Raw genomic sequence first — 22,865 nt, forward strand, 5'->3', positions numbered from 1 at the left:
TAAAAATGCAATTCCCCGAATCCTGGTTGCGCGAATTCTGCAATCCGCCCTTGAGTACCGAGCAGCTGGCCGAGACCCTGACCATGGCTGGTCTGGAAGTGGAAGACCTCAAGCCGGTCGCACCTCCCTTCAGCAAGATCGTCGTCGGCGAAATCAGGGAAGCGGTGCAGCATCCCGATGCCGACCGCCTGCGTGTCTGCCAGGTCGATGTGGGGCAGGACTCCCTGCTCAACATCGTCTGCGGCGCACCCAATGCCCGTGTCGGCATCAAGGTGCCCTGCGCGCTGGTCGGTGCCGAGCTGCCGCCCGGCGACGATGGCAAACCTTTCCTGATCAAGGTCGGCAAGTTGCGCGGCGTGGAAAGCCAGGGCATGCTTTGCTCGGCCCGGGAACTCAAGCTGTCCGACGACCATGGCGGACTGCTGGAGCTGGCGTCGGACGCGGCCGTGGGGCAGGACATTCGCGAGCACCTGAAACTCGATGACACGCTGTTCACCCTCAAGCTCACGCCCAATCTGGCGCATTGCCTGAGCGTCTATGGGATTGCCCGTGAAGTGGCTGCGCTGACCGGCGCGCCGTTGGTGAGCCCGTCCTTTCCGACGGTCGCGGTGGCCGGTGCGGACAAGCTGCCGGTCCGGATCAGTGCCCCTGATCTGTGCGGCCGTTTTTCCGGTCGCATCGTGCGCAAGGTCAATACGAAAGCGGTCACCCCGCCGTGGATGGTGGACCGGCTCGCGCGATGCGGCCAGCGCAGCGTCACCGCGCTGGTGGATATTTCGAACTACGTGATGTTCGAGCTGGGTCGGCCTTCGCATATTTTCGACCTGGACAGGATCCATGGCGGACTCGACGTGCGTTGGGGCCACGCCGGCGAGACGCTCAAACTGCTCAACGGCAGCACCGTGACGGTGGACGACAAAGTCGGCGTGATTGCCGACGACAGCCAGGTCGAGTCGCTGGCCGGCATCATGGGCGGCGATGCCACTGCGGTGTCGGACGAGACAGAAAACATTTATGTCGAGGCTGCCTTCTGGTGGCCCAAGGCGATTGCCGGGCGGTCGCGCCGCTACAACTTCTCCACCGATGCCGGCCACCGTTTCGAGCGTGGTGTCGATCCCGGCCAGACGGTCGAGCATATTGAACGTATCACCCAGCTGATTCTCGAAATTTGCGGCACGGCGGACACCGTGTGCGGCCCGATCGACGATGTTCGGGTCAATATGCCGGAGGCGGCTCCCGTCACCTTGCGGGTCGCTCGGGCCATCAAGGTCATCGGCATGCCCCTGACGCAGACCCAGTGCGCTGACGCGCTGCGCCGCCTGGGCTTGCCTGTGGCTGAAGGGGAGGGCACGCTGACGGTCACGCCGCCCAGCTACCGCTTCGACCTGCAGATCGAGGAAGACCTGATCGAGGAAGTGGTGCGCATGGTGGGTTACCAGCAACTGCCGGCCACGCCTCCGCTGGCGCCCATCACCGCACGTATCCGTCCAGAGGCGCGGCGCAGTGCATTTGCCGTGCGCCGCGCGCTGGCGGCCCTGGGCTACCAGGAAACCATCAACTTCAGTTTTGTCGAAGAACGCTGGGAGCATGAGCTTGCCGGCAACCCCCATCCCATCAAGCTGCTCAACCCGATTGCCAGCCAGATGAGCGTGATGCGTTCGTCGCTGATCGGCTCTTTGTTGCAGGTTCTCAAGTTCAATCTCGACCGCAAAGCCGGTCGCGTCAACGTGTTTGAGCTGGGGCGTGTCTTTCTGCGCGACGCGCGCAGCCAGAACACCGACACCACCGTTGCCGGTTTTGACCAGCCCATGCGGGTCGCCGGTTTAGCCTACGGGCCGCGCGACACCCTGCAATGGGGCCGGTCGGACAAGGGCGTGGATTTCTTCGACGTCAAGGGCGACCTACAGGCCCTGCTGGCGCCGTTACAGGCGGTGTTTGCCCCTGCGGCCCACCCCGCCATGCACCCGGGCCGCTGCGCCAGTGTTGTCATAGACGGCGTGGCGGCGGGCTTTGTCGGCGAGCTGCATCCGCAGTGGCGCCAGGGCTACGAGCTGGCGCAGGCGCCGATTGTTTTTGAACTGGCGCTCGATGTCGTGCTGCAGCGTCCCGTGCCCGCCTTCCAGCCGGTGAGCAAACTCCAGCCGGTCGAGCGTGACATTGCGGTGATTGTTGCCGAAGCAGTGACCCATTCGGCGCTGCTGGCGGCGATCCACGGTGCGGACACGCGAGGTCTGCTCAAGTCGGCGACGCTGTTTGACATCTACCGGCCGCAACAGGCCAATGCCGCGATGCAGCTCGGCGAAAAAAGCCTGGCGGTGCGCTTGGTGCTTGGCAGCGACGACGCTACACTGACCGAGGAGCAGATTGACGCGGCGATCAAGGCCGTGCTCGACAATCTGGGCAGTAGCCTGCAGGCACGTTTGCGTGCATAGGGCAGGGAACACAACAACAGTGAACAGCGAGGAGCGCGTCGTGGAATTTTCCGTTGAAAGTCTTGAGAGCCCGGCGCTGACCAAAGCTCATCTCGCGGAGTTGCTGTTTGAACAGATCGGCCTGAACAAGCGCGAATCCAAGGACATGATCGACGCGTTTTTCGACCTGATCTCCGACAGCCTGGTCGACGGCAACGATGTGAAGATTTCCGGTTTCGGCAATTTCCAGATCCGCACCAAGGCACCGCGCCCGGGGCGCAACCCGCGTACCGGCGAATCCATTCCCATTCAGGCACGTCGGGTGGTGACTTTTCACGCCAGTCACAAACTCAAAGAGCAGATCCAGAGCCAGACTGGACCCGGTTGAAAGGCACCCGCCCCGCCAGCCAAGGTCAGTTCTGTCCCCGTCAGGCCGCGCCATCGCCTTGCAGGAAGCTTTTGTGTGTGGAAACATCACTTTTTGGCTGGAGCAATTGCAGTACCGCTTGTTGCTTAAACAACACATCAAATTTTGTTGTTTGTAACTATTTGCACTAAGGTTCCTGTTAGAGTAAATTTGTAGCTTCATCTCATAGCGTATTGATTTAATTGGAGAAAACTCTCCCCCCCATTCCCGCCAAACGTTACTTCACCATCGGTGAAGTCAGCGATCTCTGCGGAGTCAAACCTCATGTGCTCCGTTATTGGGAGCAAGAGTTCACGCAGTTGCGCCCGATGAAGAGGCGAGGCAACCGCCGCTACTACCAGCACCACGAGGTGTTGATGATCCGGCGCATTCGCGACCTGCTCTACGACCAGGGTTTCACCATCAGCGGTGCGCGCAACAAGCTGCAGGAGATCGTGCAGACCGAACGTGACAAGCGCCGCAACGGTGAAGTCATGCTCGACGGCGTGGATGTCGTTGAAGCGGGCGATTCGATTCTTGACGACTTTGGCGACTCGGTGGATTTTGAAGACAGTGCGTCCGATATGGCGCCCTTGCCTGATGGCAGTGCGGCCCAGCAAAGGCTGCAGCTGCTACGCCGGGAATTGTTCGAAATTCGCGATTTGCTCAGTGCCACTTACTGAAACAGCCCGAACAAGCACGCTATAATTTGAAGCTTGACGGTGTGTGGCGCAGCCTGGTAGCGCACTTGCATGGGGTGCAAGGGGTCGAAGGTTCGAATCCTTTCACACCGACCATAAGTAATGTCAAAAGCCTCCTAACAGTGATGTTAGGAGGCTTTTTTCATGGGCGAATCCATCGCTTGCGCTGGACAGGAACATCCAGTCTCAACGCGGCAGTCAGGGCCGGGCACAAAAATCGGGACAAGGCTCTCTAAAACGTTGGGCATTGGTGCGTCACGCGCTAAACTGACCGAAAGCACCGCGGGATACCCGGGTGCCCGACCTTGTTGGCGCGGTGTCCGGCGTGCATGAAGGTGCTCTCCGCAATTCAGAAGGCGACCCATGAAAGAGCTGACATATGACGGTGGTCCATCGGAATATTTCCCGGGCGCAATCCGGGGCCACCACGGATGACGGCCTGGGCAGGTCGTTTGCTGTGGGACATCGCCGGCCAAGTGTCCGGATGAGTTTCAGCACGTGAGCGAAACACAATTTCGCCTGTTGACCGACGCGATGTCCCAGATTGTCTGGGTGATGCGGGCCGATGGCGCCTACACCTGGTTCAATCAACGCTGGCTGGATTACACCGGTTTGTCCCTGGAAGAGAGCCTTGATCACGGCTTTTCCGGCCAGATTCATCCCGATGACGAACTGCGTGCCTCCGGGCTTCTGGAGCAGGCGCTCGCGAGCGGCGATCCCTGTGAGATCGAATACCGGCTGCGCCGCGCAGACGGTGTTTATCGCTGGATGTTGTGCCGCGCACTCCCGCAGAGCGACGCCGCGGGGCAGACGACTCAATGGCTCGGCACCCTGACTGACATCGATGCGCTGAAACAGGCATCGGAACTCCTGGAGAAGGATATCTTCATGACCCGTATTGCCGGTCGGGTCGCGCGCCTGGGCGGATGGACGATCGACCTGCCGGAGCGCGTGTTGACCTGGTCGGTCGAAAACTGCCTGATCCACGACGTACCACCGGGTTACACGCCGACACTGGAAGAGGGGATTGGCTACTTTCTGCCGGAGCACCGGCACATCGTCATCCAGCATGTGGAGGCTTGCGCGCAGCACGGTACGCCCTATGAATTTGTACTTCCCAAGATGACTGCCAAAGGCAGGCGCATCTGGGTGCGCTCACTTGGCGAGGCGGTGAGGGATGCTTCCGGAAAAATTGTCCGCATTCAAGGGGCGTTCCAGGACATCTCGGAGCAGAAGGCTGCGGAGGCCCATACACGCGACCTTGAGACACAGCTTGCCACCACGCTGGAAAGCATCACGGACGGTTTTTGCCTGATCAACACCGACTGGAAGTTCACCTTTCTCAATAGTCAGGCCGAGCGAATGCTCCAGCGCCACCGGGACGATTTGCTGGGCAAACTCCTCTGGGAGGAGTTCCCCAAGGCCATGGGCGGGGTGATAGAGCGTGAAGCCCGGCAGGCCGTTGAACACCAGCGCACGACCCGCTTTGAAACCTTTTACGAACCGCTGGAAACCTGGTTTGATATCCATGTCTATCCCACGAAAGCGGGCATCGCTGTGTACTTTCAGGACATCACGCAGAGACGCCAGGAACATGCGCAATTGCGGCTGCTTGAAACGGCGGTGGCCCGCCTGAACGACATGGTGGTCATCACGGAGGCAGAGGCTTTCGACGATGCGGGGCCGCGCATTGTTTTTGTCAACGACGCCTTTGAGCGCCACACCGGTTACAGCCGCCACGAGGTGATCGGAAATACCTCCAGGCTCCTGTGGGGACCCAAGACCCAGCATGCCGAGCTGGACCGTATTCGCACCGCCATGCAAAAGTGGGAGCGCGTGCGTTCGGAGATCGTCGTCTACACCAAGGCAGGCAGGGAGCTCTGGCTGGAAATCGATATCACGCCCATCACCGACAAGGCCGGCAAGCACACCCATTGGGTGGCCGTGGAGCGCGACGTCTCCGAGCGCAGGCGGCAGCAGCAGGAAATTCTCAGTCTCAACAGCGACCTGGAGGACCGCGTCCTGCTGCGCACGGCCCAGCTGGCAACGGCGAACAAGGAGCTGGAGTCCTTTGCCTACTCTGTGTCCCATGACCTGCGCTCGCCACTCAATACCATCCACGGGTTCAGCCAGTTGCTGGCAAAAATAGATGCGGAACACATCAGCGAAAAAGGCAAACACTACCTGAACCGGATAGGCGTCGGCGTCATGCAGATGGGCGAGTTGATCGAGGGCCTGCTGACGCTTGCCCATCTGTCCCGCGAGCAGCTGAAGTCGGAACGTGTCGACCTGTCGGCCCTGGCGCGGCGGATCGAAAACGACTGCCGGGAGAGAGAGCCCGAACGCCAGGTTCAGGTGAACATCCACGATGGACTGATCGCGCATGGCGACCCCCGATTGCTGTCATCCGTGCTGCAGAATCTGCTGGCCAATGCCTGGAAATTCAGCGCCAAGGAGCCGCTGGCGTGCATTGAGGTTGGCAGCGAGCGCGGAGCCGAAGGCGGCACCGTCTTTTTTGTGAAGGACAACGGTGCGGGGTTTGACATGGCTTTCACTCACAAGCTGTTCGGCACCTTCGAACGCCTTCATTCGCCCGGGGACTTTCCCGGCACCGGCATCGGGCTGGCCACGGTGAAGCGGGTGATTGAGCGTCACGGTGGCCGCGTATGGGCAGAAGGCAAACCGAATGGCGGCGCCACCTTCTTTTTCACGCTGGGGCGTTCAAACTGATCTTCTCCCGCCTGCAGCAAGGCCTGGTTTGGTAGCGCCTGTCCGGTGGGCGGTTTTCCTTCAGGCGATGGCGGGATCGGGTACCGTCTGCGGCGCCTGCGCAGCGCCCGGGGGCGTGGCGGCCGCATCGTGCGCCAGCTCGCCGCCCAGTGCTTCCAGCAGGTCCGGAATCAGGGCTGACAGTTCACCCGTCACGATGGCGGCATCGGCATCGAAGCCGTCATCGTCCTTGCCCCTGTCCTGGACTCCGTCCAGCACCACGTCAAGCAGCTTGAGTTTTCTGATCTGGGCCAAGTCAGTCAGCACGAAGGACACGCGGTCGTTCCAGGTCATGGCCAGCTGTGTCGGCACCTTGCCCGCGGCGATGTGTTCTGCAACTTCGTCGATCTCCAGCGTGTGGCGCGAATAACGGACCGTTGATTTCTGGTCGTCGGGCATCTTGAGTTCGCAGTCCCGGTCTATGGTGAAGCCGACGGGAGCCTCCCGGCTGGCAAGCCAGTGCGCCATGGCGATCGCGGCCGACATGGTGGTCTGCACAGGTCGTGCCATGAGGCCTGTGCCCGATCCCGGTACCCCGCTGAGCGCTTCCAGCAACTGGCTCACCACCTTGTCAGCACCGGTGAGGCTGCCCGAGTCCACGACCAGCAACTTGTGGACCGGATCCACCCACAAGGTGGTGGTCGAGCGTTTGGTGAAGGCGCGCGGCAGCAGGTCGAGAATGACTTCTTCCTTGAACTCTTTCTTGATCCTGGCGCCCACGCGCTCATGGCCGGTTTCCTGTTTGTATTTTTCAATCCGTTGATCGACAGCGTCCTTGATGGCCGAGGCGGGCAGAGGCCGGCGTTCCGTGCACAGGCGCAGGATAAGCTGCGGACCGACACTTTCAGCCAGCACCGTGCTCTTGTTGCCGCGCGGGGGCACCCATCCGCTGGACTCCGCCTGCGTCGCGCCGCAGGGTACGAATCGGGTCGCCTGAAGCACTTCTTCCAGTGCTTCAAGGGGCGGCAGAGTGAAGTCGTCGGCAATGCGGAAAAAGGAAGCGGCTTTGAACATGAAATTCCGGTGTGGGGTGTCAGGGGGGGGCGGCCAGCAGGCCGGTCAGAAAGCGCGGCGGAGTGCGCGTGGCTGCCGAAATTCTAAGTGACACTCAGGACGAATGAGGCACTTGCTTACCTTGAGGGTGCGAAACGCAGCATCGCGAACGCGAACTCATGCGACATCGATCACGTGGATGCCGTACGCGCCCTGGCGCCGGTCTGAAAAATAGCAGGCCAGCGTTTCTTTCACGGTCCTGAAAGCCAGGTCGTCCCAGGGGATTTCTGCTTCGGTGAACAGCCTGGCCTCGATCGTTTCGTGGCCAGGATGGAACTGCTCACTGAGCAGCCGCGCGCGGTAGTAGAGATGGACCTGGCCCACACGTTCCACATTCATCACACTGAACAGGTCTTCCATTTCAAACTGTGCGCCGGCCTCCTCATCGGTTTCGCGTGCCGCGCCCTGCGCCGTGGTTTCGTTGAGTTCCATGAAGCCCGCAGGCAGGGTCCACTTGCCCCAGCGCGGTTCGATGTTGCGTTTGCAAAGCAGCACCTTGTCGCCCCAATGCGGCACAGTGCCGACAACATTGAGCGGGTTTTCGTAATGGATGGTGCCGCAGGCCGGGCAGACAGCCCGCTCCCGCGTGTCTCCGTCATCTGGTACGCGGTAAGTCACCGCGGCGCCGCAGTTTCTGCAATGTTTGATGGGACTACGGTACATGGAAGCCAGTTTAGTTTGAAACCAAAAAGGGCTCCCGAGGGAGCCCTTTGTGCCAGGCGTCTGCGCTCAGGCTTTGGTGGTTTTGGTGTGTTTCTCGATCAGGCTGCGGGCCGTGCCCAGCAATTTCTTGCCGTCGAACCCGCGCTTGTTCATGTCCTCGACCCACTCGACCTCCACCGTGCGTGACTTGCGGCGGAACTCCTGGGCTTCTGCCGGGCTGACGGTGTAGATCGTGTTGCCGCGGTCGCTGGCGGTCTTGCGGCCCGGAACGTCATTGCCCTGCTGCACCTTGCCCAGCCATGCCGAGGTGGCCATGCCGGAGTTGTTGTCGATGACCTTTTTCAGGTCAGGGGCCAGCGAGTTGTACTTGGCTTTGTTCATGGCCATCACGAAAGTGGTGGTGTACAGGCTACCGCCGGCTGGATCGAACTCGGCATGGAACTTGGTGAGCTCGTTGACCTTGACCGACGGCACCACTTCCCAGGGAATCACGCAGCCATTGATGGTGCCCTTGCTCAGTGCATCGGTGATGGCCGGCAGGGGCATGCCGACCGGAATGGCGCCCAGCATACCCATCAGCTTGGTGACCTGGCGGGTGGGTGCGCGCATTTTGAGTCCACGCATGTCGGCGATGGACCGGACGGGTTTGTCGACGGTATGGATCACGCCGGGACCATGCACCTGAAGCGCGATGACCTGCGTGTCCTTGAATTCGTCCGGTGCCATGGTCTGCACGTATTCCCAGTAGGCCTTGGAAGTTGCTTCAGCGTTGGACATCATGAAGGGCAGCTCAAACACCTCGACGCGCGGGAAGCGTCCAGCCGTATTCCCAGGCAAGGTCCAGACCACATCCACGACACCGTCCTTGGCCTGGTCATACAGCTGCACCGGAGTACCGCCCAGTTGCATGGCAGGGTAAGCCTCGAACTTGATGCGGCCGCCCGACTCCTTCTCGACCTTGTCCATCCAGGGCTTGTGCATGCCCAGCCAGACGTTGGACGCTGGCGACATGAAGGTGTGAAATTTCAGGGTGACCGCCTGCTGGGCCAGGCCCGACAGGGCGGGCGCTCCCAGCGCAGCCGCTGCGCCGGTTTTGAGAAGAGTACGTCGCTGAATCATGTGTTGTCTCCGGTAAGGGTGGTTGTAAATTAATGCAGGAAAAACAGTTTGTGAACCCGTGATTGCCCTGATGGGGCCGCTAGTTGATGAACTTTACAAGCCACAGCGAGATGCCGGGGAAGAACAGCAGCAGGGTGGTGCGCAGGGTGTCGCTGATCAGGAAGGGCAGCACGCCGCGATAGCTCTCGCTGATGGGCACATCCTTGGCCATGCTGTTGACGACGTAGACGTTCAGGCCCACCGGGGGCGCCAGCAGGCCAAAACCCACGGTCATCAGCACCATGATTCCAAACCAGATGGCCACAGACTCGCGGGGCATGCCGAAATCGAGCGCCATGACCATGGGGAAAAAGATGGGGATGGTCAGCAGCAGCATGGACAGCTCGTCCATGACCGCACCGAGCACCACATAAAACAGCAGGATGGCCGTCACCACCATCAGCGGAGACAGCCCCCATCCGCCAACGACTGCTGCGAGCTGGTTGGGCACCTGCGTCAGAGCCAGCGCCGAGTTCATCAGGTCTGCACCGATAAAAATCAGGAAGATCATGGCCGAACTTTCTGCCGTTGCATAAAAGCAGCGGATAAATTTCGCCCAGGTCAGTTCCCGTTTGAACAATGCGGCGACAAAGGTCGCCGCAGCTCCGACGGCCGCTCCCTCTGTTGGCGTGAAGTAGCCGCCATAAATGCCGCCGAAGACCAGCAGGAAGATGAGCACGATGGGCATGACCGCGAACACCGAGCGCAGGGTGACGCCCTCGCTATCGGTATCCACTTCGGGTGCGTGGCCCGGGACGAGGCGCACATAGATGGCGATCGCCACCATGTAGCCCAGCATCGCAATCAGGCCGGGGACCATGGCCGCTGCAAACAGCTTGGCAATATTCTGCTCCGTCAGAATGGCGTAGATCACCAGTGGAACCGACGGTGGAATGAGGATGCCCAGCGTTCCTCCGGCAGCCAGTGTCGCCGTGGACAGTCGTCCCGAATACCCGTGCCGTTTCATTTCAGGCAATGCCACACTGGTGATCGTGGCCGCTGTCGCGACCGATGATCCGCATATGGCGCCAAAGGCCGCGCTGGCCAGCACGGCTGCCATCGCCAGACCGCCCTTGAAGTGACGCATGATGCTGGCGGCAAACTGGAAGAGCGCCCTGCTGATGCCCCCCTGGGTCGCGAAATGGCCCATCAGGATGAACAGCGGAATCACGGACAGGTCATAGCTGGCAAAGCGGGCAAAGGCCTGGGTATTGAGGAAGCTGGAAAAAGGTGACCAGCCTGTCTGGGACACGTAGCCGATGGCGCCGGCAGTGAACATGGCCACCGCGATGGGCACCCGGACGGCCATCAGGCCCAGCATGATGCCGAAGATCAGCAGGGTTTCGGTGATGGAGCTCATGCGTGCGCCTCTGTGCCTTCGCCGAAGCCGAACAGGCTCTGGTGGATGCCGATCATCGCCGTCAGCACAAAGGGTGGCACCATGGCCGCGTAAGTTGTCCATTCGGGAAAGCCGAGGATTTGCGTTTCGGAATGGGTAGACCAGGAATTGAGTCCTCCCAGCGACGTGCGCCAGGCAAGGATCGCAAAGAGAACCGCCAGCAACAGGGCGCCCAGGCGGTCCAGGCCGCCATTGACCTGCGGGCTGAATCTTGAGGAGAAGAAATCCACAATGATGTTGCCGCGCTGAATCTGGCAGTAGGGCATGAACAGCGCGATCGCCGCGCCGGTGGCAATACCGGTGAGTTCAAAATCGCCGACCAGGGTTGTGCCGGTGGTGTTGCGGCCTATCAGGCTGATGCAGGTCATCAGGGTGATGCCGGTCAGCAGCAGGCCCGCCAGGATGGCGCAAAGCTTTGCCAGGTTTTGCAGGATTTTCAACGGGGTCTCCAGGGATGGGACAGGGGGACGGAGGGTGCGCCGGAAGGCCCGGCTCCTCAATGGTGAGGATTATCCGGGGCCGCGGTCGGACGGGTCAGGCGGGATACCCGCAAGGCGCCGGGTATTTGCGCGATGATCGGAGCACTTGCGCGAAAGGCGCGCAAGCGTCCGGAAGGGCATCAGGCCACCTTGACAGTCAAGGTGCCCAGTCCCCTGACTTCGCCGACCATGGTGTCGCCCGACACCACCGCCGCCACACCCTCGGGGGTTCCCGTGTAGATGAGGTCGCCGGGTTGAAGCTCCCAGGCAGCGGACAGGTGTTCAATGGTTTCGGCAACGTTCCAGATGAGCTTGGACACATTGCTGCGCTGACGGTCCTTGCCGCCGACCTGCACGTACAGCTCGGCATTGGCGACGTCGCCAGCCTGGGCGGCCGGCGTGATCGGGCCGATCGGTGCGGAATGGTCATAGGCCTTGCCGATACACCAGGGGCGCCCCTGTTTCTTCATTTCGCCCTGCAGGTCGCGGCGTGTCATGTCCAGGCCCACGGCATAGCCGAAGATGTGTTTGTGCGCATCGGCCGCCTTGATGTTCTTGCCGCCCGTGCCAATGGCCACCACGAGTTCGATTTCATGGTGCAGGTTGTTGGTGAGGCTGGGGTAGGGGATGGTGCCGGTCTGGCCGGCTTCCACCACCACCACCGCGTCGGCAGGCTTCATGAAGAAAAACGGCGGCTCGCGGCCGGTAAAGCCCATCTCCTTGGCATGTTCTTCGTAGTTGCGGCCCACGCAATAGATGCGGTGCACAGGAAAACGCTCGGTGGTGCCGACGACGGGGACGGACACGACTGGTGGCGGGGTAAAAACAAAGCTCATGACAACCTTTCTTCTCTGTGTATGCCCAGTGCCTGATGCACCGGGCGGTCTGAAAAACTGAACAACACACAGCCCTGCGCCGAGCGCAGCCGGGCGGTGTGCCACGACGGGATCACAAAATGGTCGCGGGGACCGAACTCGAAGGCCTGTTCCTGGCCGGCCGGGCCGATCAGCACCGAGCCGTGGCCTTCGACGACGCTGAACACCGCGCCGTCGGTTTGCCGCCAGGGCAGGCCGGAAAAACCGGCCGGCAGGCGCTGCATGAAGGTGCCCATGGTCGGCATCGGCGAGCCGCCGGTCGCCGGATTCACGTAACGCAGCTTCACCCCGTCCCAGGCGTCGACCGGTGCCTGTTGTTCCAGGGTGTGCAGGGCCTCACGCGTACGTTCATAAGGATAGCTGAAGATCGGCGAAGTCTGGCCGAACGGGGCGTCGTAATGCACCGGCAGCATGTTGGCGCCGTAACGCTGGTAACTGGTGCCTTCGGCCCGGGTCACGGTCTGCGCACGCTCGGTGTGGTTCTCGGCAAAACCGGCGTCGAAAAAACGCAGCATGGGAATGTCCAGCCCGTCGAGCCAGACCACCGGCTCGCCGCCTTCCAGCGCTGCCTGGTTGCCGTGGTCGTGCCAGGTCCAGCTGGGTGTGATGATGAAGTCACCGGGCGCCATGGTGGTGCGTTCTCCGTCCACCGCGGTGTAGGCGCCGCGGCCTTCGACGACAAAACGCAGCGCACTCTGGGTATGGCGGTGGCTGGGCGCGATTTCGCCGGGCAGGATCAGCTGCAGGCCGGCATACAGCGATTGCGTGATGCACGACTGGCCCGGCAGCGCGGGGTTTTCCAGGATCAGCACGCGGCGCACGGCTTCTTCGGCGGTGATCAGTTCGCCGGACTGCATCAGGTAAGGGCGGACCTTGTTCCAGGCCCAGAAGGCCGGCACGCAGGGGGTGGTCGGCTGCTGGGGCACCAGTGCATGCAGCACCTCCCACAAGGGTGTCATGTGCTGTGCGCGGATTGCTTCATAAAAGGCCTGGCGTGTCGTGCCGGCGGGGAGCGTCATGTCCATGGTCTGTTCCCGTTTCGCAGTTTCTGCATTTTCAGAGGTCGAAATAGACGCCGTCGTCCCGCAACACCTGCTGCAGGCGGGCGACATCGGTGGCGGCAAAGGCCGCGCCATCGTCGAGCCGTGCGGCGGCGGTGCCGGCCGCCTGGCCCATCACAAAGCAGCCACCGCTGGCGCGCGCGGCCGACTGGCCTTCGTGGGCCATGGAGGCGCAGCGGCCGGCGACCAGCAGGTTGTCCACCTCGCGCGTGACCAGCATGCGCCAGGGCAGGTCGTTGTAGGCCCGGTTTTCATCTCGCGGAAAGCGCCAGCTGATGGCGCCGTCCACATGCATCTCCATGGGCCATGCGTTGATGCCGATCACGTCGGCAAAACGGGCCGAGGACAGGATGTCCTCGCCGGTGAGCATGTAGGCCCCGCAGATGCGGCGCGACTCGCGGATGCCGACCTGGGGCGCGATGTCGATGATGGCCGAGTCTGCAAATCCGGGCACCTCGTTCTTGAGAAAACGGAAATATTCGGTGATCTGGCGTCGCCCCTCGAGTTCACCCTCGCTGAGCTGGCGCGCGTCGGTGGCATCCATCGCGTTGCCGGCCGCGTTGCGGATCTGCGTGACATTGGCGCGCCACTCGGCGGGATTTTTCTGCGGACGCAGGATGGCGCCCTTGCGCGGGAATTTGTAGCGCCCCGGCTGGCGGGTTTCACTTTCCTCCATCAGCTCGTTGATGGCCTTGAACTCACCCACGGCCGCCAGCGCCGGCCCGGCATCCACATGGCCGACACGAAACATGGTGGAGGGAAACAGGGCGCTGCCGTGGCCGTCACCAAGCTCAAAAGGCACGCCGGCGAAATGCGCCACGTCGGCGTCGCCGGAGCAGTCGATGAAGCGGCGCGCCCGGATCGCCCGGCGCCCGGATTTGGTCTCGACCACGAGGGCCGTGATGGTCTGGTCGTCCATCAGGACCGCAGCCGCCCACGCATGAAACAGCAGATGCACACCACCGGCCACCAGCATCTGGTCGGCGGCGCACTTGTAGGCCGAGACATCGTAGGAGCGCACACGGATGCGGCCGCCCATGCCGTCCTGCGGCTGGTTCAGGCCGCCCAGCGCATCCATGCGTGCCAGCAGATCGTCCACCACACCATGCACGAGCTGCTGCATCTCGCCGTTTTTGCGGCCATAGAGCCCCGCAAAATTGGTGACCCCTCCGGCCGTGCCCATGCCGCCCAGAAAGCCATAACGCTCGACCAGCAGGGTGCGCGCGCCATGTCTGGCGGCACTCACGCTGGCCGCCAGGCCGGCCGGCCCGCCGCCGATGACGACCACATCGAACTCGCCATACACCGGCAGGGTGCGAGCTGGTTCGGTGACAAAGGAGGGGGAGGGCATGGCCACGTTATCCCGCCCCGCCGCTGGCGGTGCCGCCGACCCGGTCGCAGGATTGAAGGTGTTTTGGGGCGATGGTCGGCATGGGCAGTGCGGTGTCAGCTATTAAAAAGAGAGCAACTGGAGGGGTTTGCACAGTGTCGCGCAGGTTCTGACAGGTTCTATTGGAACAGTTTTGAAGGCTCGATGCCGTCATACATCCACTTCAGTCCTGCAAATCCCGCGCTTTCCTGGCCGCCCTGGAACAGCTGGTTGCGCAGCTCGCGTTGCACGCCGGCGGCATGGTAAATGTCGCCGTAGAAACGCGCGGTCAGCTGCACCCTGCCGGTACGCAGGTAACGGGCCTGCTGGTATTTCTGGAAGGCCAGCGGCACATCGCCACGCGCAAAGCGCAGGGCTTCGCGCAGCACCACCGCGTCTTCGATCGCCTGCCCCGCGCCCTGGGCCAGGTACTGCAGCATCGGGTGGGCCGCGTCGCCGAGCAGCGTCACCCGCCGGTCAGTCCAGTTCTTCACCGGCTCCCGGTCGCACAGCACCCACATTTTCCAGGTCTCGATCTTGCCCAGCAGCTCCCGGACCTGCGGACAGGCATCGCGGAAACGCTCCGTCAGCTCGGCCGGGTCGCCGAAAGTGTTCCAGCCTTCGTCGTACTTGCTGCTGTGGAACACCGCGACCAGGTTGAACAGTTCGCCCCGGCGCAGCGGGTAGTGCACCAGATGCGTTTTTTCACCGCCCCAGAGCAACACGTCATCGCTCCAAAGATGGGGGGGGACGTCCTCGCGCTTGAGCACCGCGCGGTAGGCGATGTGACCGGACACCCGGGGCTTGCCGTCGCCGACCACCGCTTCGCGCACCTTGCTCCACAGGCCGTCTGCCCCGATCAGCGCCACGCCCGGCAGGGTTTCGCCATTGGCGAGGCGAACGCGCACGCTGTCCGCGGTCTGCTCAAAGGACTCGAGTTTGGCGTCGGTGCGCAGCGTGATGTTGGGCAGTTCCCGACAGGCGTCGAGAAACACCTGGTGCAGGTCGGCGCGGTAGATCACGCCATAGGGAAAACCGTAGGTGGCGCGGGACACGTCGCCCAGCGGCACACGCACCACTTTTTCTCCGGTGCGCACATCGTTCATGCCCAGGCCGGGCGGAAAAAACGACACCTTGCTGACCACATCGCTCAGGCCGAGCCAGGCAAACATCTTGAAAATATTGGGACCGAGCTGGATGCCGGCACCGATTTCGCCGAAGCTGGCGGCCTGTTCCAGAACCGTCACGGCGTGGCCGTCACGCGCCAGGACGAGGGCCGTCGCCAGGCCGCCTATGCCGCCGCCGGCGATGAGGATGGGGTGGGGAGATGTCACGGTCAATCCAGTGTCTTGAGGGGAGGCTGTCGCAAAGGGGTGGATAGATGATAAGTATGCTTATTATAAATCCGTACGGTGCTTACCCTGAGCCTGGGGACCTGTTCAGCGCTCCCTTAAACTCGCGTCATGTCAAAAAGCTTTAACTTCGGCGAAGCCCCGGGGCACCAGATCCGGCGCGCCCACCAGCTGTCGATCGCCCTTTTCATGGACGAAACAGCCGGTTTTGACGTGACGCCGGTGCAGTTCGCGATTCTCAATGCCCTGATGGACGACCCCGGCGAAGACCAGGTCACGCTGGCGGGGCGGGTGGCTTTTGATGCCGCCACCTCGGGGTCGGTGATAGGCCGGCTCGAGGCCAAGGGATGGGTGCGGCGCGAGGCCGATCCGGCCGACAGGCGGCGCAAGCTGCTCTGGGTCACACCGGAAGGCGAAAAAGTCGCGTTGCAGATGAAGCGGGCCGTCAGCCGGGTTCAGACGCGCCTGCTGGGGCCCCTGAGTGCTGCCGAGCGCAAGCAGTTCGGCGCGCTGCTTGGCAAGCTGATTGCCGGCCACGAAGACATGGCCTGAAGCTGACCCGGGCCCTTCAGTCCCCTGATTTGGCCAGCAGCGTGAAATGTTCGACCACCGGCGGGCCGGCAAAAAACGGCCCGACGATGGCGCGCCACTCGGCGAAAGCCGGGGATTCGCGGAAGCCGACGGTGTGGTCTTCCAGCGTGTCCCAGAAAATCTGCAGCACGTAACGCTCGGGGCTTTCAATGCCCTTGTTGACCTTGAAGCCCTGGAAACCTTTGGCGCCGGCGATGACGGTTCGCAGGCCGCGCTGGATGGCTTCGTCAAAAGCGGCCTGCTGGCCGGGCTGGATGCGGATGTCGGCGAGTTCGAGAATCATGAGGGCGTCCTGTGCAGGGCTGGGTGGGGTTGTAGAGGGCTATGCGGGGTTAGTACTGGCTGGCAGGCAACTCTACCGTCAAACCGTCGAGTGCGGGGCTCAGGCGGATCTGGCAACTGAGCCGGCTGGCGGGCGTGGCCGGTACCGCTGTGAAAGCCAGCATGGCCCGTTCCTCGCCGTCGGCCGGTGGCAACTGGCTGGCAAACGGTTCGTGCACCATCACATGGCAGGTCGCGCAGGTCAGGGTGCCGCCACAGTCGGCCGCGATGCCGGTGATGCCGCCAGCCACGGCTGCCTCCATCAGGCTTTGGCTGATTTTGGCTCGGACCGTTGTGGATATCGCGTCAGCAGCTATGAAATGAATAGTAATCATGGGTGATTTGAATATCAGATGCGGCTGAAATATTCACGCCGCTGCCAGTCGTCCTTGTCCTCGGCCTGTTCGTGGCGCGCGATTTCCGACTGCTTGATGCGCGTGAAGTAGTGGATGAAGCTCTCGCCAAAGGCCTGCACCAGCAGCGGGTCGGCCTGCAGGGCCTCCAGCGCCTCACCCAGGCTGGTCGGGATGCGGGTGCCGGCGTCGCCATAGGGTGCATTGGTGGCCACCGGCGCCCTGAGCCCGCGGCGGATGCCGTCCAGCCCGGCGTGAATCTGCGACGCCAGGTACAGATACGGGTTGGCGGCCGGTTCGCCAATGCGGTTTTCGATGCGTGTGGCCTTGTCCTGGCACTGGCCCACCACACGCAGCATGGCGCCGCGGTTGTCGCGGCCCCACAGCACCGACTGCGGCGCCAGCGCGTTGGGCCTGAAGCGGCCAAAACCGTTGATGGTCGGTGTGCAGAACACCGTCATGCCGCGCGCGTGCTCCAGCAGGCCGGCCAGGTAGTGCTCCCCGAGTTGTGAGAGCGTGTACTGCGCGTCGGTGGCCTGTGTGCCCTCGGCCGGCGCCTCGCGCTGGAACAGGTTGGCACCGGTCTGCAGGTTCACCAGCGACTGGTGCAAATGCCAGCCGCTGGACATGATGTTCGGAAAGGGTGGGCGGCACATGAAGGTGGCGTGGTAACCGGCGCGGCGCAGCGCCTGCTTCACGGCGCTGCGGAACAGCACCATGTTGTCGGCAGCGGTCAAGGCGTCGGTGGCCTCGAACACCGCTTCGACCTGGCTGGGGCCGAGTTCGATTTCGAGCGAATGCAGGGGCAGGCCCAGCGCCTGCGCCGTGTGCTGCACGATGCGCAGCGGCTCGTCGGCCATGTCCACGCAGTTCTCGGCCAGCAGGTTGTAGCCGGGGTGGATCATCGCGACCCGGGGCGGCAGGCCGGGCCAGGCCGCCTGTTCGGGGTCGAGCTGGTCGCTGGCCCCGTCGTCGGTGATGCGGTAGATGTGAAACTCGATTTCCAGCCCGCATTTCATGCCGTAACCGGCTTTGGCCAGTTGCGCCAGCGCGCGCTGCAAGATGCGCCGCGTGTCCAGCTCGACGGCCGTGCCGTCCTGCATCCAGGGCTGGGCCTGGACCCAGCCGGAGGCCGGTGCCCAGGGCAGTGGCCGAAAGCTCGCGGGGTCGGCCAGCAGCAGCAGGTTGCTGGCGAACTCGAAGCCCGGCAGCCCGGCCGTGCCGCCGGCCTCGAAGACCTTGAAGGCGGTGCGGTCCGAGCTGTCCTTGAGCAGCAGGGTACTGACCATGCCCACGCCGTCCCGCATGGCTGCGGCGGCGGCGCCGGCTACCAGGGTCTTGCCGCGCAGCATGCCGTGCAGGTCGCACCAGGCAAAACGCACGAGTTCGATACCGCTGGCGTCAATCAGCTGCGCGGTGTGCGCCAGCGCGCGCTGCCGGGCGGCATCGTGGATGCCGCATTGTTCGGCAAAGCTGCTCATGCGTTGACAGCCTGCTGAGTGTCTTTTTCCTTCCAGGGCGCGTTGGCCTGCTTGGCCCGGGCCTGCTCCTGCCACCAGCTCGGCCAGGCGCCGGCCGGTGCAATGCCGTCCACCGTGTCCGGCCCGCGCATCAGTTCGGCCTGGCTGGCATCGGCGATGCCCGGCGCGACGCCGCCTTCCTGCACCGTCGCAATCGCCTTGATCAGCACGCGGCGGTTGGCCATGATGACTTTGTCGGAGGTGCCTAGGTGTTCGCGGGTGCGGTCCTGGATGGGGCCCATGCTTTCGACCGCCCACTGGTCGTGCACATTGATGTCTTCCTCCCCCATGCCCAGGTAGGTCTGCGTGCGCTGTTCCTCGGGGTTGAAACCCCAGTTGTTGTGGCGCCCGGCGTTCGGGATGTAGTCGGGCAGCGCGATGAACTGCTGGCGCTGCGCGCGCATGCTCTCCTTGTCCAGCGGGCCGGCAAAACTCGTGAAGAAGGAGTACCAGTAGGTGTGGGTGTCGTCCACCGGCACATGCATCTGCGTGATGGTCATGGTCTCCGACAGCGGGATCACAAAGGTGGCCGGGAAAACCGCGTTGGTCACGCGCACATGCGTGAGCTTGTCGTTCATGGGCCGCAGCGCTGTCAGTTGCATGCCCCAGGGCTTGTTCTCCACGCTGATCTCGGGCTGGGCAAACTCGCGCATGATGCGCGTCATCGGCCACTGCTCGCCGTCGATCACGCCCGCGCTGGCGCTGCGAAACTGCTTGCCCGCCGCATTCTGGCCGATGTCCGCCAGCGCCTCGTCCTGCAGGAAGCGGTGCAGAAACGAAGGGTGGGCCGGGTCGATGCCGACCTCGAAGGCCTGCAGCCAGTTGGCGTTCCACAGGCCCTTGAAGGCAAAGCTGTGGGTCGCCGGGGCGGTGAAGCAGTCGAACGCGGGCAGGGGTGGCGGGGTCGAGCCTTCCGGTCCCATCCAGGCAAACAGCACACCGCTTTGTTCACGCACCGGGTAGCTGCGTTGTTTCACGCGTTCGCACAGCTTGCTCCCGGCGGGTTCAGCCGGGGTGTCCAGGCACTGGCCCGACACGTCGAACTTCCAGCCGTGGAAGGGGCAACGCAGGCCATCGCCCTCGGCACGGCCGAAGGACAGGTCGGCGCCCCGATGCGGGCAGTCGCGGTCCAGCAGGCCGTAGTCACCCTTGTCGTCGCGGAACAGCACCAGGTCCTGGCCCATCAGGCGCACCGCCTTGACCGGGCGTTTGTCCATGCGCGGGTCCAGCGCCGGGTTGAATTCATCGACCAGCGCCGCCGGCTGCCAGTAGCTGCGCAACAGGGCGCCGCAAGGCGTGCCGGGGCCGACACGGGTGATCAAGTCGTTCTGTTCTGCGTTCATGGTTAGCCTTTGCCTGAAACGGTATACCGAAATTTGATTTCAGTGTACATTCCGGTTCATGAACTTGCAAGAGACGGTGTTGATCCAGCTGCGCGACCTGATCCTGCGCGGCGAATTCGGGCCCGGCCAGCGTCTGGCCGAGCAGCAACTTGCCGAACGCCTCGGCGCTTCGCGCACGCCCGTGCGCGCCGCGCTGGTGACGCTGGAGCAGGAGGGCCTGGTCGAGGCCAATGAGACCGGCAAGTTCCTGGTGCGCCAGTTCACGCCGCGCGAGGTGGCCGACGCGATTGCCGTGCGCGGGCATCTGGAGGGCATGGCGGCGCGCCTGGTGGCCGAACACGGCGTGCCGCGCCAGCTGCAGCTGGACCTGCAGGCCTGCCTGGACGAGGGGGACAGCGTCCTGACGGCGAACCCGCTGAGCTACGAAAGTTATGCCGATTACGCCGCCATGAACGACCGCTTCCATGCGCTGGTGCTGGAGGCCTGCGGCAACCGTGCCTTGCAGCGCGCGGTGGCGCTCAACGACAAGTTGCCGTTTGCACCGGCCTCGGCCATGCTGCCCATGCAGGGCACGGTCACGCTGGACCGCGACTGGATGCTGTACGCGCATCGCCAGCACCACATGCTGTTCGCCGCGCTCAAGGCCGGCGAGGGCGCACGTGCGCAGGCGCTGGCCATTGAACACACCGAAGTCGCGCAGATGAACATGCGCATGGCGCTGGAGCGCCGGGCCGAGACCGAGCAGGTGTTGCCGGCCATCCGCCTGGTGGTGGGGCGTTGACGAAGGACGCGGTCAGTTTCACCGCCGCCGGCGTACGCCGCGGCTTCTTCGCCGCCCAGGTGCTGGCGCCCGGCGTCACGCTGTACGCCATGGTTTTCGGCGTGCTCGCCAGCGAGCGTGGCATGAGCTGGCTGCAGGCCATGCTGATGAGCGCCGCCGTCTATTCAGGCAGCGCGCAACTGGCCGCCCTGCAGGGCTGGACGGCGACGGCCGCGGTCACGCCGGTCATCGTCACCATCCTGGTCATGAACGCGCGGTATGTGCTGTACGGTGCGGCCATCCAGCCCTGGCTGGCCGGGCTGCCGCACCACCAGAGCTGGGGCGCGCTGTTTTTTCTCGGCGACGGCAGCTGGGCCATGGCCATGCGCGAGTACGACACCGGCTACCGCGATGCGGGGTATGTGTTCGGATCCGGTGTGGCGATGTTTGTGCCCTGGATCGGCGGCACGCTGCTCGGCCACCTGCTGGCCGGCAATGTGCCGAACCCGGCAGCCTTCGGGCTGGACTTCATGCTGGTGGCGTTTGCCGCGGCCATCGGCATGGTGCTGTGGCGCGGCAAGTCCGACCTGTGGCCGGTGGCGGCAGCAGGGCTGGTGGCGCTGGTGCTACACCGGCTGCTGCCGGGCGCCTGGTACATCGTGGGTGCGGGCCTCGCGGGCGGGCTGATGGGAGCATGGCGCCATGGCCGTTGAGTCGACCTTTCTGCTGGCGCTGGTGGGCATGGCGGTCGCTTCCTTCGCCTGCCGCATCAGCGGCTTCCTGCTGATGGGTTATGTGCGCATCACGCCGCGCGTCGAGGCAGCGCTCAAGGCGATTCCGCTGTCGGTGATGGTCGGCATCGTGACGCCGGCCGCCACCTCGGGGAAATTGCCGGAGTTGCTCGGCTTGCTGGCCGTGGGACTGGCGATGAAGCTGGTGCGCAACGACCTGGCGGCCGCCGTGGCGGGGGCTGTCACGGTGGCCGTCGCGCGCTGGGCCATGAGTTGAACCGGATTATTCCTTCGCGACCCGCAGCACCAGCTTGCCGAAATTCTCGCCGTTGAACAGCTTGAGCAGGGTTTCCGGGAAATTCTCAATCCCGTCGACCACGTCTTCCTTGCTCTTCATTTTTCCGTCTTTGAGGTAGCCGGCCATCTCGGCAATCGCCAGCGGGTAGCGCTCGGCGTAGTCGAACACCACGATGCCTTCCATGCGTGCGCGGTTCACCAGCAGCGACAGGTAGTTGGCCGGGCCCTTGACCGGTGTGGTGTTGTTGTACTGGCTGATGGCGCCGCAGATGATGATGCGGGCGCCGCGCGTGATGCGGGTCAGCACAGCGTCGAGGATGTCGCCGCCGACGTTGTCGAAGTAGATGTCCACGCCTTTCGGGCAGTACTCCTTGAGGCCGGCCTTGACGTCGCCGGCCTTGTAGTCGATGCAGGCGTCGAAGCCCAGCTCCTGGACCACCCAGTCGCACTTGGCCTTGCCGCCGGCAATGCCGACCACGCGGCAACCCTTGAGCTTGGCGATCTGGCCGACGGTCTGCCCGACGGCACCCGCCGCACCGGACACAACCACAGTCTCGCCGGCCTTGGGCTGGCCCACGTCCATCAGGCCGAAGTAGCCGGTCATGCCGGGCATGCCCAGCACGTTGAGCCAGGAGGTCAGGCCCATGCGCGGGTCGATCTTGAACATGCCGCTGCGCTTGATCTGGGCTTCCGGGATCAGGCAGTACTCCTGCACGTCCAGCCCGGCGTTGACATGGTCGCCCACGGCAAAGGCCGGGTTGTTGGAGGCGATCACCTTGCCGACGCCGCCGGCACGCATGACCGCACCGATTTCCACCGGCGGGATGTAGCTTTTGCCCTCGTTCATCCAGCCTCGCATGGCCGGGTCCAGGGAAAGGTAAAGGGTTTTGACCAGCACGCCGCCGGGGCCCGGCTCGGCCACCGGCTCGGTGGTGAAGCTCCAGTTGTCGCGGGTCGGCAGGCCGACCGGGCGGCTGGCCAGGCGGACCTGGTGGTTGCTCAGGGTGGTGATGGTGCTCATGGGGTGACTCCGCTGCAATCAAAAAAAAAGAGGGTGCTTGCCGGATGGTAGTGGCGCCTGGCTGGCGGGGCAGTCGCGCAGGCGATTGCGAACCCCGCGCCCAACCAGCGCAGTTGGACGTAACACCCAGTGCGCGGCGGTGGGGATGTATTCAAGCAAGCCAGGGCCGCGGAACCGGCTTTGCCGGGCCGCAGGCGCAGCGGCCCCCCTCGGGGGCAGGGAGCGACACGAA

At 63.5% G+C, this 22,865-nt stretch carries 22 protein-coding genes and 1 tRNA gene; 9 read left to right on the top strand and 14 right to left on the bottom strand.

Annotated elements, in window-relative coordinates; translation table 11 throughout:
• The first annotated feature begins 5 nt into the window (after nt 1-5).
• The 5 genes from pheT (at nt 6) to PSV26_RS08180 (ending at nt 6,248) form a co-directional block, all read left to right on the top strand.
• Complete coding sequence (gene pheT, locus PSV26_RS08160) at nt 6-2,432, top strand: phenylalanine--tRNA ligase subunit beta (protein ID WP_300569668.1); 2,427 nt, start codon at nt 6-8, stop codon at nt 2,430-2,432.
• A gap of 40 nt (nt 2,433-2,472) precedes the next feature.
• Nucleotides 2,473-2,799, top strand: a complete 327-nt coding sequence (locus PSV26_RS08165; RefSeq protein WP_300512613.1) for an integration host factor subunit alpha — start codon at nt 2,473-2,475, stop codon at nt 2,797-2,799.
• A gap of 221 nt (nt 2,800-3,020) precedes the next feature.
• Entirely contained in the window at nt 3,021-3,500 is a 480-nt protein-coding gene (locus PSV26_RS08170) for a MerR family transcriptional regulator (RefSeq protein ID WP_300512611.1), read from the top strand.
• Between the two features lie 37 nt (nt 3,501-3,537).
• Nucleotides 3,538-3,614: transfer RNA gene (locus PSV26_RS08175), tRNA-Pro, on the top strand.
• A 402-nt stretch (nt 3,615-4,016) separates the two neighbouring features.
• The gene (locus tag PSV26_RS08180) at nt 4,017-6,248 is read left to right on the top strand and encodes a PAS domain S-box protein (RefSeq protein WP_300512608.1); all 2,232 of its coding nucleotides are present in this window, start codon (nt 4,017-4,019) and stop codon (nt 6,246-6,248) included.
• Between the two features lie 60 nt (nt 6,249-6,308).
• On the opposite strand, the gene PSV26_RS08185 is transcribed toward PSV26_RS08180, so the two are convergent.
• The 9 genes from PSV26_RS08185 to PSV26_RS08225 all read right to left on the bottom strand — a co-directional run bounded on the left by PSV26_RS08185 (nt 6,309) and on the right by PSV26_RS08225 (nt 15,678).
• A complete protein-coding gene (locus tag PSV26_RS08185) occupies nt 6,309-7,301 on the bottom strand; it encodes a recombination-associated protein RdgC (RefSeq protein WP_300569671.1) in 993 nt (330 codons plus the stop codon).
• Between the two features lie 156 nt (nt 7,302-7,457).
• Nucleotides 7,458-8,003, bottom strand: a complete 546-nt coding sequence (locus PSV26_RS08190; protein WP_300569675.1) for an NUDIX hydrolase — start codon at nt 8,001-8,003, stop codon at nt 7,458-7,460.
• 66 nt (nt 8,004-8,069) lie between these two features.
• Complete coding sequence (locus tag PSV26_RS08195; protein WP_300569678.1) at nt 8,070-9,122, bottom strand: TRAP transporter substrate-binding protein; 1,053 nt, start codon at nt 9,120-9,122, stop codon at nt 8,070-8,072.
• 79 nt (nt 9,123-9,201) lie between these two features.
• On the bottom strand, nt 9,202-10,521 hold the full coding sequence (locus PSV26_RS08200) for a TRAP transporter large permease (RefSeq protein ID WP_300569680.1): 1,320 nt from the start codon (nt 10,519-10,521) through the stop codon (nt 9,202-9,204).
• The gene (locus PSV26_RS08205) at nt 10,518-11,000 is read right to left on the bottom strand and encodes a TRAP transporter small permease (RefSeq protein ID WP_300569683.1); all 483 of its coding nucleotides are present in this window, start codon (nt 10,998-11,000) and stop codon (nt 10,518-10,520) included. The genes PSV26_RS08200 and PSV26_RS08205 overlap by 4 nt, the downstream gene beginning before the upstream one ends.
• Nucleotides 11,001-11,179: 179 nt before the next feature.
• The gene (locus tag PSV26_RS08210) at nt 11,180-11,875 is read right to left on the bottom strand and encodes a fumarylacetoacetate hydrolase family protein (RefSeq protein ID WP_300512597.1); all 696 of its coding nucleotides are present in this window, start codon (nt 11,873-11,875) and stop codon (nt 11,180-11,182) included.
• Nucleotides 11,872-12,939, bottom strand: a complete 1,068-nt coding sequence (gtdA, locus tag PSV26_RS08215) for a gentisate 1,2-dioxygenase (RefSeq protein WP_300512596.1) — start codon at nt 12,937-12,939, stop codon at nt 11,872-11,874. The genes PSV26_RS08210 and gtdA overlap by 4 nt, the downstream gene beginning before the upstream one ends.
• Before the next feature lie 31 nt (nt 12,940-12,970).
• Entirely contained in the window at nt 12,971-14,326 is a 1,356-nt protein-coding gene (locus tag PSV26_RS08220) for an FAD-dependent oxidoreductase (RefSeq protein WP_300569686.1), read from the bottom strand.
• Between the two features lie 158 nt (nt 14,327-14,484).
• A complete protein-coding gene (locus PSV26_RS08225; protein ID WP_300569689.1) occupies nt 14,485-15,678 on the bottom strand; it encodes a 3-hydroxybenzoate 6-monooxygenase in 1,194 nt (397 codons plus the stop codon).
• Nucleotides 15,679-15,807: 129 nt separating this feature from the next.
• Here PSV26_RS08225 and PSV26_RS08230 point away from each other — a divergent pair, with 129 nt between their 5' ends.
• Nucleotides 15,808-16,248 carry a MarR family winged helix-turn-helix transcriptional regulator gene (locus PSV26_RS08230; RefSeq protein ID WP_300512593.1) on the top strand — a complete coding sequence of 147 codons (441 nt, stop codon included), beginning with the start codon at nt 15,808-15,810 and terminating at the stop codon, nt 16,246-16,248.
• A 16-nt stretch (nt 16,249-16,264) separates the two neighbouring features.
• Here PSV26_RS08230 and PSV26_RS08235 read toward each other — a convergent pair whose 3' ends face one another.
• Genes PSV26_RS08235 through PSV26_RS08250 form a run of 4 tightly spaced genes read right to left on the bottom strand, consistent with a single transcriptional unit; the run spans nt 16,265 to nt 19,824 of the window.
• Entirely contained in the window at nt 16,265-16,570 is a 306-nt protein-coding gene (locus tag PSV26_RS08235; protein ID WP_300569692.1) for an antibiotic biosynthesis monooxygenase, read from the bottom strand.
• 49 nt (nt 16,571-16,619) lie between these two features.
• Entirely contained in the window at nt 16,620-16,943 is a 324-nt protein-coding gene (locus tag PSV26_RS08240; protein ID WP_300512590.1) for a 2Fe-2S iron-sulfur cluster-binding protein, read from the bottom strand.
• Between the two features lie 14 nt (nt 16,944-16,957).
• Complete coding sequence (locus tag PSV26_RS08245) at nt 16,958-18,442, bottom strand: glutamine synthetase family protein (protein ID WP_300569695.1); 1,485 nt, start codon at nt 18,440-18,442, stop codon at nt 16,958-16,960.
• Nucleotides 18,439-19,824 carry a Rieske 2Fe-2S domain-containing protein gene (locus PSV26_RS08250; protein ID WP_300569698.1) on the bottom strand — a complete coding sequence of 462 codons (1,386 nt, stop codon included), beginning with the start codon at nt 19,822-19,824 and terminating at the stop codon, nt 18,439-18,441. The genes PSV26_RS08245 and PSV26_RS08250 overlap by 4 nt, the downstream gene beginning before the upstream one ends.
• 58 nt (nt 19,825-19,882) lie before the next feature.
• On the opposite strand from PSV26_RS08250, the gene PSV26_RS08255 reads away from it, so the two are divergent.
• Genes PSV26_RS08255 through PSV26_RS08265 form a run of 3 tightly spaced genes read left to right on the top strand, consistent with a single transcriptional unit; the run spans nt 19,883 to nt 21,592 of the window.
• Complete coding sequence (locus tag PSV26_RS08255; RefSeq protein ID WP_300569701.1) at nt 19,883-20,605, top strand: GntR family transcriptional regulator; 723 nt, start codon at nt 19,883-19,885, stop codon at nt 20,603-20,605.
• Nucleotides 20,602-21,297 carry an AzlC family ABC transporter permease gene (locus tag PSV26_RS08260; protein WP_300569704.1) on the top strand — a complete coding sequence of 232 codons (696 nt, stop codon included), beginning with the start codon at nt 20,602-20,604 and terminating at the stop codon, nt 21,295-21,297. The genes PSV26_RS08255 and PSV26_RS08260 overlap by 4 nt, the downstream gene beginning before the upstream one ends.
• Entirely contained in the window at nt 21,287-21,592 is a 306-nt protein-coding gene (locus PSV26_RS08265) for an AzlD domain-containing protein (protein WP_300569707.1), read from the top strand. Before PSV26_RS08260 ends, PSV26_RS08265 begins: the two co-directional genes overlap by 11 nt.
• A 6-nt stretch (nt 21,593-21,598) precedes the next feature.
• On the opposite strand, the gene PSV26_RS08270 is transcribed toward PSV26_RS08265, so the two are convergent.
• On the bottom strand, nt 21,599-22,633 hold the full coding sequence (locus tag PSV26_RS08270) for an NADP-dependent oxidoreductase (protein ID WP_300569710.1): 1,035 nt from the start codon (nt 22,631-22,633) through the stop codon (nt 21,599-21,601).
• Nucleotides 22,634-22,865 lie beyond the last annotated feature (232 nt).

The sequence above is a fragment of the Polaromonas sp. genome, from assembly GCF_029945685.1.
In the GTDB taxonomy this organism is placed as follows: domain Bacteria; phylum Pseudomonadota; class Gammaproteobacteria; order Burkholderiales; family Burkholderiaceae_C; genus Polaromonas.